The sequence below is a fragment of the Ferrimonas sp. SCSIO 43195 genome (genome assembly GCF_023716685.1).
GTDB classification, from domain to species: domain Bacteria; phylum Pseudomonadota; class Gammaproteobacteria; order Enterobacterales; family Shewanellaceae; genus Ferrimonas; species Ferrimonas kyonanensis.
On sequence record NZ_CP072679.1, the window covers coordinates 1,039,471 to 1,053,091 of the forward strand.

Consider the following 13,621-nt stretch of genomic DNA (forward strand, 5'->3'; position numbering starts at 1 on the left):
TTAAATAAAAGAAATCAAACTTGTTGCCTCCAGAATATACGAGGTAACTGGAATGGAGATTTTAGGATGGACAGTGTACAAGCTGTAAAGGGCACACAGCCGAAAAAGGTGGGGATTGAACCAACCATATTCTTCCCATCTTTGCTGATTGTGATTTTGCTCTCCTATTTTACTGTGCGAGACCTGGATGCGGCTAACCAAGCCATCAGTTCCGTGTTTCACTACCTGACTCACTCCTGGGGGTGGGCATTTGAGTGGTATATGATCGCTCTGGCCATCGGTTGGGCCTGGCTGGTGTGGGGTCCCTACGCCAATAACCGCCTCGGTCAGGAAAAGCCGGAATTCAGTACCGGAAGTTGGATTTTCCTGATGTTTGCCTCCTGTACCTCTGCGGCGGTACTGTACTGGGGCTCTCTGGAAGCTTACTACTACCTGACTTATCCTCCTTTTGAGCTGGAATCCATGTCGGTTCAGGCCAAAGAGTTGGGTGTGGCCTACAGCTTGTTCCACTGGGGTCCTCTGCCCTGGATGGGATATGGCTTCTTTACTGTTGCCCTGGGTTACTTCCTGTTCGTGAAGAAGATGGATGTGGTTCGCCCCAGTGGTACCCTGGAGCCGGTTCTGGGCAAGCATCACAAAGGCGTTCTGGGCTCCATTATCGATAACGTCTATGTGGTTGCACTGATTCTGGCCATGGGCACCAGCCTGGGTCTGGCGACGCCTCTGGTGACCGAGTGTATCCAATGGCTGTTTGGCATTCCTCGTACCATTGAAGTCGATACCTTCGTTATCTCCGTTTGGATCATCTTTAACGCCGTTTGTGTGGCCTTTGGTCTGACTAAGGGCATCAAGATTGCCAGTGACCTGCGCAGCTACCTGAGCATCATCATGCTGGTGTGGGTACTGCTCATCGGCGCCACCAGCTTCACCGTAAACTACTTCACCGAGTCCGTGGGCGTAATGCTCAGCTACCTGCCACGCATGCTGTTCTACACCAGCTCCATCAGTGAAGGCAGCTGGCCACAAGACTGGACCGTATTCTACTGGGCCTGGTGGGTGGTGTATGGCATCCAGATGTGCATCTTCCTGGCCAAGATCTCCCGTGGTCGTACCGTGCGTCAGCTGTGTCTGACCATGGTGGGTGGCCTGACTGCGTCTACCTGGTTCCTGTGGACCATTCTGGGCAGTAACACCGTTAACCTGATGCACAACAGCCTCATCAACATGGGACAGCTTATCCAGGAGCATGGCGCACCTCGGGCCATCATCGAGACCTGGGCCGCTCTGCCTATGAGCACCATCACCATGTGGGGCTTCTTTATCCTGTGTTTCCTGGCGACCGTGACTCTGATCAACGCCTGTTCTTACACCTTGGCCATGTCCACCTGTAAGGGTGTGGATGCCGACAACGAGCCACCAGTGTGGATTCGTGTGGGCTGGTCCATTCTGGTGGGTGTTATCGGCATCGTGCTGCTGTCTCTGGGTGGCCTGAAGCCTCTGCAGACGGCGATTATTGCCGGCGGTGCACCACTGGTGATTGTCAACATCTTGGTGATTACGTCCTTCCTTAAGGACGCCAAGAAGAACAAGTGGTCGGACTAAATTCCATTTGGGTGACGACCTACGTCGCGAATAGAGAAGTAACTAGAAGGTATTGATTATGGATTACAGATTAACCGACGAACAGGAACTGTTTGTTAAAGGCGTTCGTGACCTGATGGAGCGTGAAAACTGGGAAGCGTACTTTGCCGAGTGCGATGAGACCAGCACCTACCCTGAGCGTTTCGTTAAGGAACTGGCTGAGATGGGCATCGATAGCCTGTTGCTGCCGGAAGAGCATGACGGCTTTGACGCCGGCCTGACCACCCTGGCGGTGATCTGGGAAGAGCTGGGCCGCCTGGGCGCCCCGACCTACGTGCTGTATCAACTGGCAGGCTTTACCACCGTGCTGCGTGAAGGCACCGACGAGCAGATCGATAAGATCATGGCACTGCGCGGTACCGGTAAGCAGATGTGGAACTCGGCCATTACCGAACCCGGTGCCGGCTCCGATGTGGGCAGCTTGACCACCAACTACCTGCGTAAAGACGGCAAGATCTACCTGAACGGCAGCAAGTGCTTTATCACCAGCGCCGCCGGTACCCCTTACCTGGTGGTGATGGCTCGCGATGCCGCGTCCGACACGCCGGTGTTCTCCGAGTTCTTTGTCGACATGACTAAGCCAGGCATCAAGCTGAGCAAGCTGCCGAAACTGGGTCTGAAGATGGACAGCTGCTGCGAAGTGCAGTTCATCGATGTCGAGCTGGAGGAGAAAGACTTCTTCGGCCGTGAAGGCAACGGCTTCCAGCGAGTCAAAGAAGAGTTCGACATGGAACGCTTCCTGGTGGCTTGCACCAACTACGGTACCGCTTACTGCGCCTTCGAGGATGCGGCTAAGTACGCCAACCAGCGTGTTCAGTTCGGCGAGGCCATCGGTCGTACCCAGCTGATTCAGGAAAAGTTTGCTCACATGGCCATCAAGCTGAGCAACATGAAGAACATGATCTACCACGTGGCCTGGAAAGCCGACAACGGCATGATGACCTCCGGTGATGCGGCGATGTGCAAGTTCTACTGCGCCAATGCAGCCTTTGAAGTGGTGGATTCTGCCATGCAGGTACTGGGTGGCTACGCCATCGCCGGTGAGCATCGCATCAGCCGCTTCTGGCGTGACCTGCGCGTGGATCGTGTCTCTGGTGGTTCCGACGAGATGCAGATCCTGACTCTGGGTCGTGCGGTTCTGAAAGAGTACCGCTAATCCCCGCAATGCAGCCAGGCGTCGCGATTGCGCCGTCCTGGCTGCCATTTTGAGACACATTACATAAGGACATCACCATGTCACAGACATTAGCCACACCGAAATTTGGTCCTCTTTCCGGGGTTCGGGTTGTGTTTTCCGGTATCGAGATTGCCGGTCCATTCGCAGGCCAGATGCTGGCGGAATGGGGCGCAGAAGTGATCTGGATTGAGAACGTTGCCTACGCCGACACCATTCGGGTGCAGCCTAACTACCCTCAGTTGTCACGACGCAACCTGCATGCGCTGTCTTTGAACATCTTTAAAGACGAAGGCCGTGATGCGTTCCTGAAACTGATGGAAACCACCGACATCTTCATTGAAGCCAGTAAAGGGCCAGCGTTTGCTCGCCGTGGCATTACCGATGAGCTGCTGTGGGAACGCAACCCTAAGCTGGTTGTGGCACACCTGTCCGGTTTTGGTCAGTTTGGTACCGATGAATACACCAACCTGGCGGCGTACAACACCATTGCTCAGGCGTTCAGCGGCTATCTGATGCAGAACGGCGATGTGGATCAGCCGATGTCGGCGTTCCCTTACACCGCCGATTACTTCTCCGGCATGACCGTGACCACCGCGGCCCTGGCAGCCTTCCACAAGGCCAAGGAAACCGGCGTTGGTGAGAGCATCGATGTGGCCATGTATGAGGTGATGTTGCGCATGGGCCAGTACTTCATGATGGACTACTTCAACGGTGGTCAGATGGCGCCTCGTCAGTACAAGGGCCGCGACCCTTACTACGCTGGCTGCGGTCTGTACAAGTGTGAAGACGGTTACATCGTGATGGAGATGGTCGGTGCCAACCAGATCGAAGAGCTGTTCAAGGACATTGGCCTGGGCCACCTGCTGGGAACCGAAGCCGTGCCGGAAGGAACTCAGCTGATTCACCGCATCGAATGCCCTCATGGTCAAGCGATCGAGGATGCCCTGGATAGCTACATCAATGCCCGCTCCGTGGCCGAGGTGCGCAAGCGCTTCGCGGAACTGAAGATCGCCTGTGCCAAGGTGTTGAGCGCCGAAGATCTGGAGTCTAACCCGCAGTATATTGCCCGTGAGTCCATTACCGAATGGGACACCATCGACGGCAAACGCTGCAAGGGCCCCAATGTGATGCCCAAGTTTAAAAACAACCCGGGTCAGATCTGGCGCGGCATGCCGGATCATGGCATGGACACCGCCGCCATTTTGCGTGATATCGGCTACAGCGATGAAGCGATCACAGAATTGGCAGACAAGGGTCTGGCCAAGGTTGACAAGGCGCCTGAGGCGTAAAACACCGTCAGCAGATCACGTGTCCGGAGGGTGGAGAGTGACAAGCTGAACTCCGGTCATTAGGGTTTCAAAATCCACACAGATGGTTGATGTTGTAAGGTAACAAATGGACATTATTAGCGGACATAACTTGCGTCAGACCTGGGACGACCTGGCTGAATTGCATAGCGACAAAACGGCGTTGATTTTTGAAGATGCGTCCGGAAACGCCACTCAGTACTCCTACGCCGGACTCAATGGCGAGATCAATCGGGCCGCCAACCTGTTTACGGCCCTGGGAGTGGTGAAAGGCGAACGTGTCGCCCTGCATCTGAACAACAGCGTGGAGTTCATCCTGTGCTGGTTCGGACTGGCGAAAATTGGCGCGGTGATGGTGCCCGTTAATACCCATTGGTTGCTGGATGAGTGCGCCTACCTGGCGGAAAAGTGTGGCATTCGACGCGTGGTGACCACCACCGAATTTTTGCCTATTTACAGCCAGATTCGAGCCGGCGCTCAGACGGACCTCGAGCAGATTCTGGTCACCGACCTCAAAGACGGCGGAGTCATCGAGGGCGTTGGGGACTTTGCTCAGTTGCTGAGCCAGTACTCGACCCGCTTCGTTGCCGAGTCTGAGATTGGTTGGGATGACACCGCTGAGATTCTGTTCACATCCGGCACCACCTCACGCCCCAAAGGCGTAGTGATCACTCACTACAACTTGCGTTTTGCCGGCTATTACAGTGCCTGGCAGGCGGCCCTGCGCAGCGATGATGTGTATATGACGGCCATGCCGGTATACCACATCGATTGTCAGTGTACCGCGGCCATGGCGGCGTTCTCCGCCGGGGCGACCTTCGTATTGCTGGAGAGATTCAGCGCCCGCAATTTCTGGAGTCAGGTATGCAAATACCAGGCGACGGTGACCGAGTGCATCCCGTTGATGATGCGCACCATGATGATGCAACCGCAGCAGCCGTGGGAGCGCAACCATCGTTTGCGGGAGGTGATGTTCTACCTGAGCATGCCCGTGCAGGAGAAAGACGCGTTCATTGAGCGATTCAATGTGCGTTTGCTGACCTCCTGGGGAATGACGGAGACCATCGTCGGTATCATCGGCGATCGTCCCGGAGATAAACGCCGCTGGCCGTCCATCGGCCGTACCGGCTTTGGTTATGAGGCTCGTATTGTCTCTCCGGAAGGCCAGGAGCTGGCCGCCGGCGAGATCGGCGAGATTCAGGTCAAGGGCGAACCGGGGCGGACCATCTTCAAGGAGTATTATCAGGCACCGGAGGCCACCGCCAAAGCGATTGGCGTGGATGGCTGGCTCAGAACCGGCGATTCCGGCTACGTGGACGAAGAAGGGTTTTTCTACTTTGTCGACCGCAGTTGCAACATGGTGAAGCGGGGGGGAGAAAATATCTCCTGCATGGAGATTGAAAACATCATCACCGCGCATCCGAAAGTGATTGAAGCGGCCGTTATTGGCGTTAAAGACTCGATTCGTGATGAGGCCATTAAAGCCTTTGTGGTGCTGAGACCCGACGCAGATATTAATGAGCAGGATATTATTAACTATTGCGCAGAAAAGATGGCCAAATTTAAAGTGCCTTCTTTTGTTGAGCTATTGCCGAATTTGCCAAGAACGTGCACCGGCAAAGTTAGAAAAAATCTCCTGTGTGAAAAAGAGTAATCTTTAATTTAGTGGATGGAGTCATCAGTTGACTCTTAATGGAGTAAGAACATGAGCGAATCATTGCACGTAACTCGAAATGGCAGCATTTTGGAAATTACATTGGATCGGCCTAAAGCCAATGCCATTGATGCCAAAACCAGCTTTGAAATGGGCGAGGTTTTTCTGGCATTCCGAGATGATCCTGAGCTTCGAGTTGCCATCATCACCGGTGCGGGCGAGCGTTTCTTCTCCGCCGGCTGGGATCTGAAAGCGGCCGCCGAAGGCGAAGCGCCGGATGCGGATTTCGGCCCCGGTGGTTTCGCCGGTCTGACCGAACTGTTTGACCTGGACAAGCCGGTGATTGCCGCCGTCAATGGTTACGCCTTCGGCGGTGGTTTTGAACTGGCGCTGGGTGCCGACATGATTGTCTGTGCCGATAACGCCAGCTTTGCTCTGCCCGAAGCCAAGCTGGGCATCGTGCCAGACAGCGGCGGCATGCTGCGTCTGCCAAAACTGCTGCCACCGGCCATCGTTAACGAGATGATGATGACCGGTCGCCGTATGGATGCCGAAGAAGCGCTGCGCTGGGGCATCGTCAACCGCGTCGTCAGCAACGCCGAGCTGATGGACTCTGCCCGTGAACTGGCAGCGCAAATCGCTCAGAGCGCGCCTCTGGCCGTGGCGGCATTGAAAGAGGTGGTTCGTACCACCAGTGAAATGACCGTCGAAGAGGGCTACCGCTACACCCGCAGCGGTGCGCTGAAGCACTACCCGGCGGTTCTGCATTCTGAAGATGCGCTGGAAGGACCTGCGGCGTTTGCTGAGAAGCGCGATCCGGTCTGGGCGGGCAAGTAACCGACTTGCATGTCCGTGGTGGCAGTCGGTGTCGATAGGGCACCGGTTGCCACCGTTGATCCGCTGTCTGGTGGAGAGGGCGGAGACGTTCGATAGAAGGAGTTTCGACATGGCGTTAAAGCTGGAGATGCAAGGCCAGACATACGGGCCTTTTATTAATGAGTATACGGTCAGGGACTTGATGCTGCTGGGGCTGGGATGCGGTGCCGGCAGTGATGGTAAGACCGACCTTGAATATGTGTATGAACAAGATCTGAAAGTGCTGCCCACCTTCTGTGCCATGCCAATTGTGGACAGTGAAGTCACCAAAACCATCGACTTTGGTTTTGAGTGGGGCGGCTCTTTGCATTGGGGCTTCGATTTTCGGGTACATCGGCCACTGACTCCGGAGCTGGTGACCGGCAAACTCAGTACCACTGTGCTGCTGAAGGGGTTGTACGACCGCGGTGAGGGGCGAGGCTGCCTGGCCCAGCACATCGGTGAAACCCGCAATCAGGATGGCACCCTGCTGTTCACGAATGAAAGCTGGGATTGCTGCCTGTATGACGGCGGCTTTGGCGGTCCGAAAGCGCCCCGCGACATTGTCGAAATTCCGCAGCGGCAGCCGGACTTTGAAGTGACGGAACAGGTGCCACTGAATCAGGCCCTGGTGTATCGCCTCAGCGGTGATTATCACCCTCAGCATGTGGACTGGGCCTATGCGCAGAAGTTTGGCCATCCCAAGCCGAACCTGCACGGCGTGAGTACCACCGGGGTGGCCTGCCGACACATTATTCGAAGTGTGATTCCTGGCGAGCCGGAGCGGTTAACTCGATTTAAAACCCGGTTAACCAAGGCGCTTTATCCAGGCGCGAGGGTAAAGACTCAAATTTGGAAATGGAGTGATAATTGTGTCCATTTTAGAGTAGTGGATGCAGACGACTCTGACTGTTGTTATTTGAATTTTGGTTTAGTTGAGTGGCGTTAGTTATTTAGATTTTCACTGTTGTTTTTGATTGTTTTTGAGTGTTGTTTTAAGGCAGCTGTTGGCGTGCTCTATTTCCATTCGCAATGCGTTTGGTGCACCAAAGTAGTGTCACGCCCTTTTTATTATTGCGATTTTTATTTATTTGTTTTCAGTGTTGTTACGTCATAGGTTCTAAAGGTGTTTTATGCCCTGCTATGAATTTGAAGGTGTTATTCCAGTCGTTGATCCTAGCGCCTATGTTCATCCGACCGCAGTATTGATCGGCGATGTCATCGTCGGCCCTGGAGTGTATGTGGGTCCGACCGCATCGCTGCGAGGGGACTATGGCCGCCTGATCCTGGAAGCCGGGTGCAACGTTCAGGACGGCTGCATCATGCATGGTTACAGCGACCGCGACACCATCGTCAGTGAGAACGGCCACATTGGCCACGGCGCCATTCTGCATGGCTGCGTTATCGGCAAAGAGGCCCTGGTGGGCATGAATGCGGTGGTGATGGATGGGGCCGTGGTGGCCGAACAGAGCATCGTCGCCGCCATGAGTTTCGTCAAAGCCGGTTTTCAGGGCCAGCCCCGGCAGTTGCTGATGGGGACGCCGGCAAAAGCGGTCCGGTCGGTCTCGGATCAGGAGCTGGAATGGAAGCGCCTCAATACCCAGGAGTATCAGGATTTGGCAAAACGGTCGGCGGCATCGATGAATGAAGTCGAACCCCGGACGGCCATGGAGCCCAATCGTCCTCGCCTTCAGGGCACCACAGGGGTGCAGGAAACTGCGGTCACCACCGCAGCCAACCGGGAGCGCGATCCGGCCTAGGGGCCGGCCGCCTGAGGTTGGCCGATTGAATTTGGTTTTGTTGTCTGTCTGCCGGTGATTGTCCATCAACGCACAAGCGATCCTCTCATCCTAAACATTCGCTTACCCAAGTGATTGCCGGTCAGACAGACGACATTTTTACTTCGCGCCACCCCGCCAGGCCGTTCAACGGCTGGCAGGTGTTGGGGTGGCGCACTCGATTTCGCTGTGACTACACGGCGGTGCACGCTTAAAGGAAACCGTTATGCCATTAGATCCCAAGGTCGATGAATTTTTGCAGCAGGTGCGTGACTCCGGCGCCAAAGCCTACGAAGAGATGACCCCGGCAGAGGCCCGTCATCTGGAGCTGTCCAGTGACAGTCCCTGCAGAGAGCCGGCCGCCGTTGCGGCGGTGGAACATCGTTTCATTCCCGGCCCCAGCGCCGATCTGCCTATTCGAATCTACCGGCCGCTCGAGGGCGACGCCAGTGCCGAATTGCAGCCGGCGCTGGTGTTTTTCCACGGCAGTGGCTGGATGGTGTCCAATATTGAAACCAACGACGGCTTCAGTCGCGCCCTGGCCAACCACACCGGTGCGGTGGTGGTGGCGGTGAACTATCAAAAGGCGCCTGAGCACAAATTCCCGACCCCCATGGACGACTGCTATGCCGCCACTTGCTGGGTGTTTGAGCATGCCCAAAAACTGGGGCTGGACTCACGGCGCATCGGTGTGTTTGGCGACAGTGCCGGCGGCAACCTGGCGGCGGCCGTGGCCTTGCGGGCGCGGGATGAAAATGGCCCGCGTCTGGCCTGCCAGGTCCTGGTTTACCCGGCGGTGCAGTACGGCTGGGATACGCCGTCGGCCATCAATCACGGCGAAGGCTACCTGTTGCAGCGAGCCAGCATGAGCTATTACTGGAATCACTACCTGCGCAGCCCGGTCGATGGTTTGCACCCCTATTGCTCACCGCTGCGGGCCAGCAGTCATGAGGATCTGCCGCCAACCCTGATCGCCTGTGCCGAGTACGACCCGCTGTGCGACGACAGTCGCCTGTATGCCGACAAGCTGGCCGCCGCCGGGGTCTCGGTGGAGTACCGCCTCTATGAAGGGGTGATCCACGGCTTTATCAAGATGCTGGGGGTGTTTGATCAAGCCGATCAGTACCTGCAGGACACCGGTCCGCGGATTCGGGCTTTGCTGGCGTAATCCCATGGCCTACCTCTGCCTGCTTGTGGCGATCATTGCCGAAGTGTCTGCCACCAGTTTGCTGCCGCGCACCCAGGGGTTTACACAACCGCTGCCGACGCTGTTGTGCCTGTGTGGTTACCTGGTGGCGTTTGCGTTGCTGGCGCAGGTGGTTCGGGTGATGCCGGTGGGCATCGCCTATGCCATCTGGTGCGGCGCCGGCATCGTGCTGGTGGCCGGCGTTGGGTGGTGGCGGCTGAAACAGCCTTTGGATGCTGCGGCGATGTTGGGGATGGGGCTGATCGTGGCGGGAACGCTGATCATCCACCTGTTCTCTCGCTCGGTGCAGCATTGACTGCCGAAGTCTTGGCGGCCGGTTTAGGCTTCGGCGTTAAGACTGTCGTGCATCTCGAGACATCTCTCTATTTCTCTATTTTGACTACCACTGCGCCACAAGGAGCCTGGAGTGCGACTCAATAATCTCAGTGTAAAAAATAAGATATCCCTGGCCTATCTGTTAATCGCCCTGGCCATGGCGGTGTTGATTGGCATTGTCACTCGACAAGCCACCACCATGGCGGCCACCATTACCGCGTTCAACACCACCACCATCCCCAGCCTGATGCAGGCCGAAGACATGCGGGCGTTCATTATCGACTACCGCAAGTACGATTTTTCGCTGGTGTCCAACGCCGGGGATCCGGACATGCCTGAGTGGGTGCTGGAAGGCAAGAAGATGGCGCTGTCCATGGACGACAACCTCGACCGTTATCGGGCGACCCTGGCCAACGAGGCGGATCGGCAGGCGTTCTCTGTGATGGAGCAAAGCTGGCGGGCCTACCTGGTGGCCAATGAGCCGTTTCTGGGGCTGATCAGCCAGGATCGTTATGAAGACGCCAACTCCGCCATCATGGCCAGTTACCCTGCCTATCTGGAGCTGATCGATGCCATCGAGGCCCTGGTGACACTGAACCAGAGCTTCGTCGATGAGGAGGCCGATGCCAGCGCGGCATCGGTGGTGACCATGTACTGGGTGATCGCCCTCGGCGGCGCGGTGATGCTGGTGTTTATGCTGGTGACCGGCATGCTGCTGGTGCGGCAGATCTGCACCCCTCTGGCTCGAGTACGCAACCTGATTGAAGCCATTGCCAAGGGCGACCTGACCCATGTACTGAGCCGGAACCAGTTTGCCGACGACGAGTTGGGGCAGTTGGCGCAGGACAGCCTGGAGATGCAGTCCCGCCTGGCGGCATTGGTGGCCCAGATCACCGAGGCGTCTAATCAGTTGGGGGCCTCCATCGAAGCCATGGGCTCGGTGTCTGAGCAAACTTCCGAGGGGATGCGTCAGCAGCAACTGCAAGTGGCGTCCATCTCCAGTGCCATGACCGAAATGCAGTCCACCGTGGCCGAGGTGGCTCGGAATACCGAGGAGGCCTCTCACTCTGCCGAGTCGGCAACCCAGGACGCCAATGAGGGGATGACGGTGGTGATTCAGGGCATCGAGGGCATTCAGCAGGCGGAGTCGGTGATACAGCAGGCGGGGGCCCTGGTCGGCGAGCTGGAGCAGGATTCTGCCAACATCAGCATGGTGGTGGATGTGATTCGCGACATCGCCGATCAAACCAATTTGTTGGCGCTCAATGCGGCCATCGAAGCCGCCCGGGCCGGCGATCAGGGCCGCGGCTTTGCGGTGGTGGCGGATGAAGTTCGTACCCTGGCCGGTCGCACTCAGGAGTCCACCAGCCGCATCGTTGCCATCATCGAGCAGCTGCAAAATCGCTCCAAGCAAGCGGGCAGTGCGACTCAGAACAGTTGCCAGTTGATTGCCGCCTGTGTCGAACAGTCGAATCAGGCGCGTACCTCCATCGAGCAGGTGGTGGGAGCGGTGGGCAACATCGCGTCGATGAACCTGCAGATTGCCAGTGCCTGTGGCGAACAGGCGGCGGTCGCCGAGGATCTGGGGCAGCATCTCGAAGGCATCAACCTGGCCTCCAAAGAGGTGTTGGCCGGCTCTGAGCAGACCGCCCTCTCCGGCGCCGAGTTGACGCAGCTGGCGGATCGCCTGCAACACACATTGGGGCAGTTCAGAACCGCCTGACGCCTGACAAAGGGGCCGCCAGTTCGGCCCCGAAGAACTCTAAACCAAGGAACATACAAGCGATGAAAACAGAGATGCTGAAAGGCAAATTGCACCAGGCCAGAGTGACCCACGCCGAGTTGGAATACGAAGGCTCTTGTGCCATCGACCGGGACTTTCTCGAGGCCGCCGGCATTCTGGAGTACGAGAAGATCGAGTTGTACAACGTCGACAATGGCGAGCGCTTTGCCACTTACGCCATCGAAGCGGAGCGGGGGTCGCGCATCATCTCGGTCAATGGCGCTGCGGCCCATAAAGCCAGCCCCGGAGATCGGTTGATCATCTGTGCCTATGTGCAGATGGAACACCAGCAAGCGGCCAGCCACAAGCCTCGGTTGGTGTACCTGGATCAGAACAATGCCATTAAAGGTGTGGGTCAGGGGGTACCGACTCAGAGCCGCTAAGCGGTTCCGGCGCGGGCAGTCCGGTTCTGGTGGGGCTGCCTCGCGCATTTCTCCTCGGTTGGCAACGGTTCAATGGATAGAGTTCGATGGGCGTTTCATTGCGTTCGTTTATGAGAGCGACTCGGTCGGTGTCATTGGACTTGGGATCGCCGTCACACAGGAGTAATATAGTGGCGCCTAAAAAATAACCCCCTACACCAGGAGACATGGATGCTGGACAAAACAATGAACATCGCCGATTTCGATCCCGAGTTGTGGCAGGCGATGGAGGCGGAGCGCACGCGCCAAGAAGAGCACATCGAGCTGATTGCCTCCGAGAACTACACCAGCCCTCGCGTACTGGAAGCCCAAGGCTCCCAGTTGACCAACAAGTATGCCGAAGGCTACCCGTCCAAACGCTATTACGGCGGCTGCGAGTATGTCGATGTGTCCGAACAGCTTGCCATTGACCGCGCCAATGAACTGTTTGGATCCGAGTACGCCAACGTTCAGCCGCACTCCGGTTCTCAGGCCAATGCGGCGGTGTTCATGGCTCTGCTTCAACCTGGCGATACCGTTCTGGGCATGAGCCTGGCCCATGGTGGCCACCTGACTCACGGTGCCAGCGTGTCGTTTTCCGGTAAGATCTACAACGCCGTGCAGTACGGTATCACGCCGGAAACCGGTGAAATCGACTACGACGAGGTGCTGGCTCTGGCCAAAGAGCATCAGCCGAAGATGATCATTGCTGGCTTCTCCGCCTATTCCGGCATCATCGACTGGGCTAAGTTCCGTGCCATTGCCGATGAGGTGGGGGCTTACCTGTTTGTGGATATGGCCCACGTTGCCGGCCTGATTGCGGCGGGGGTTTATCCTAACCCGGTGCCTCATGCGCACGTGGTTACCACCACCACTCACAAGACTCTGGCCGGTCCCCGTGGCGGCCTGATTCTGTCTGCCTGCGGTGATGAAACCGTGTATAAGAAGCTCAACTCGGCGGTGTTCCCCGGCGGTCAGGGCGGGCCTTTGTGCCATGTGATTGCCGCTAAAGCGGTCGCCTTTAAAGAGGCACTGCAGCCGGAGTTTGCCGAGTATCAGAAGCAGGTTGTGGTCAACGCCAAGGCGATGGCGGACGTGTTTATGAGTCGCGGTTACAAGGTGGTGTCCGGTGGTACCGACAATCACCTGTTCCTGCTGGACCTCATCGACAAGGACATTACCGGCAAAGACGCCGATGCCGCCCTGGGGCGGGCCAACATCACCGTCAACAAAAACTCGGTTCCCAATGATCCCCGCAGCCCGTTTGTGACCTCCGGTCTGCGGATCGGTACACCGGCGCTGACCCGTCGTGGCATCAATGAGGCCGAGTGCCGTGAAATGACCGGCTGGATCTGCGACATCCTGGATGACTTCGGCAACGAAGCCGTGGTGGAGCGGGTGCAGCAGCAGGTGCTGGCCCTGTGCCGTACTAAACCTGTCTACCGTTAATCGCCGATTCGGTATACTGAGCCCATCCTGAGGATGGGCTTTTTTGTGGAGCAA

General features: G+C 57.0%; 12 protein-coding genes. All 12 read left to right on the forward strand.

Annotation, left to right across the window (positions count from 1 at the left end):
• Window positions 1-66: 66 nt before the first annotated feature.
• The 12 genes from caiT (at window position 67) to glyA (ending at window position 13,567) form a co-directional block, all read left to right on the forward strand.
• Window positions 67-1,602, forward strand: coding sequence for an L-carnitine/gamma-butyrobetaine antiporter (gene caiT / locus J8Z22_RS04975; protein ID WP_252009179.1), 1,536 nt, complete (start codon window positions 67-69; stop codon window positions 1,600-1,602).
• Between the two features lie 58 nt (window positions 1,603-1,660).
• Entirely contained in the window at window positions 1,661-2,797 is a 1,137-nt protein-coding gene (gene caiA, locus J8Z22_RS04980) for a crotonobetainyl-CoA dehydrogenase (RefSeq protein ID WP_028113882.1), read from the forward strand.
• Between the two features lie 77 nt (window positions 2,798-2,874).
• Window positions 2,875-4,107 carry an L-carnitine CoA-transferase gene (gene caiB, locus J8Z22_RS04985; RefSeq protein ID WP_028113881.1) on the forward strand — a complete coding sequence of 411 codons (1,233 nt, stop codon included), beginning with the start codon at window positions 2,875-2,877 and terminating at the stop codon, window positions 4,105-4,107.
• A gap of 106 nt (window positions 4,108-4,213) precedes the next feature.
• Window positions 4,214-5,779: a crotonobetaine/carnitine-CoA ligase gene (caiC, locus tag J8Z22_RS04990; protein ID WP_252009181.1), complete on the forward strand. Its 1,566-nt coding sequence runs from the start codon at window positions 4,214-4,216 to the stop codon at window positions 5,777-5,779.
• A gap of 51 nt (window positions 5,780-5,830) precedes the next feature.
• Window positions 5,831-6,616 carry a crotonobetainyl-CoA hydratase gene (caiD, locus tag J8Z22_RS04995; protein ID WP_252009184.1) on the forward strand — a complete coding sequence of 262 codons (786 nt, stop codon included), beginning with the start codon at window positions 5,831-5,833 and terminating at the stop codon, window positions 6,614-6,616.
• Window positions 6,617-6,725: 109 nt separating this feature from the next.
• Window positions 6,726-7,583: a MaoC/PaaZ C-terminal domain-containing protein gene (locus J8Z22_RS05000; protein WP_252009187.1), complete on the forward strand. Its 858-nt coding sequence runs from the start codon at window positions 6,726-6,728 to the stop codon at window positions 7,581-7,583.
• Window positions 7,584-7,767: 184 nt separating this feature from the next.
• Window positions 7,768-8,394, forward strand: a complete 627-nt coding sequence (gene caiE / locus J8Z22_RS05005) for a carnitine operon protein CaiE (protein WP_252009190.1) — start codon at window positions 7,768-7,770, stop codon at window positions 8,392-8,394.
• A gap of 244 nt (window positions 8,395-8,638) precedes the next feature.
• On the forward strand, window positions 8,639-9,580 hold the full coding sequence (locus tag J8Z22_RS05010) for an alpha/beta hydrolase (protein WP_252009191.1): 942 nt from the start codon (window positions 8,639-8,641) through the stop codon (window positions 9,578-9,580).
• 4 nt (window positions 9,581-9,584) lie between these two features.
• A complete protein-coding gene (locus J8Z22_RS05015) occupies window positions 9,585-9,914 on the forward strand; it encodes a multidrug efflux SMR transporter (RefSeq protein WP_028113876.1) in 330 nt (109 codons plus the stop codon).
• A 111-nt stretch (window positions 9,915-10,025) separates the two neighbouring features.
• The gene (locus tag J8Z22_RS05020) at window positions 10,026-11,657 is read left to right on the forward strand and encodes a methyl-accepting chemotaxis protein (protein ID WP_028113875.1); all 1,632 of its coding nucleotides are present in this window, start codon (window positions 10,026-10,028) and stop codon (window positions 11,655-11,657) included.
• A gap of 62 nt (window positions 11,658-11,719) precedes the next feature.
• The gene (gene panD / locus J8Z22_RS05025) at window positions 11,720-12,100 is read left to right on the forward strand and encodes an aspartate 1-decarboxylase (protein ID WP_252009194.1); all 381 of its coding nucleotides are present in this window, start codon (window positions 11,720-11,722) and stop codon (window positions 12,098-12,100) included.
• Window positions 12,101-12,310: 210 nt separating this feature from the next.
• Complete coding sequence (glyA, locus tag J8Z22_RS05030; RefSeq protein ID WP_028113873.1) at window positions 12,311-13,567, forward strand: serine hydroxymethyltransferase; 1,257 nt, start codon at window positions 12,311-12,313, stop codon at window positions 13,565-13,567.
• The last annotated feature ends 54 nt before the right edge of the window (window positions 13,568-13,621 follow it).

Bases quoted from the DNA above. Each gene is read 5' to 3' on its own strand.
- caiT (WP_252009179.1), top strand. From the start codon at position 67: ATGGACAGTGTACAAGCTGTAAAGGGCACACAGCCGAAAAAGGTGGGG.
- caiA (WP_028113882.1), top strand. From the start codon at position 1,661: ATGGATTACAGATTAACCGACGAACAGGAACTGTTTGTTAAAGGCGTT.
- caiB (WP_028113881.1), top strand. From the start codon at position 2,875: ATGTCACAGACATTAGCCACACCGAAATTTGGTCCTCTTTCCGGGGTT.
- caiC (WP_252009181.1), top strand. From the start codon at position 4,214: ATGGACATTATTAGCGGACATAACTTGCGTCAGACCTGGGACGACCTG.
- caiD (WP_252009184.1), top strand. From the start codon at position 5,831: ATGAGCGAATCATTGCACGTAACTCGAAATGGCAGCATTTTGGAAATT.
- J8Z22_RS05000 (WP_252009187.1), top strand. From the start codon at position 6,726: ATGGCGTTAAAGCTGGAGATGCAAGGCCAGACATACGGGCCTTTTATT.
- caiE (WP_252009190.1), top strand. From the start codon at position 7,768: ATGCCCTGCTATGAATTTGAAGGTGTTATTCCAGTCGTTGATCCTAGC.
- J8Z22_RS05010 (WP_252009191.1), top strand. From the start codon at position 8,639: ATGCCATTAGATCCCAAGGTCGATGAATTTTTGCAGCAGGTGCGTGAC.
- J8Z22_RS05015 (WP_028113876.1), top strand. From the start codon at position 9,585: ATGGCCTACCTCTGCCTGCTTGTGGCGATCATTGCCGAAGTGTCTGCC.
- panD (WP_252009194.1), top strand. From the start codon at position 11,720: ATGAAAACAGAGATGCTGAAAGGCAAATTGCACCAGGCCAGAGTGACC.
- glyA (WP_028113873.1), top strand. From the start codon at position 12,311: ATGCTGGACAAAACAATGAACATCGCCGATTTCGATCCCGAGTTGTGG.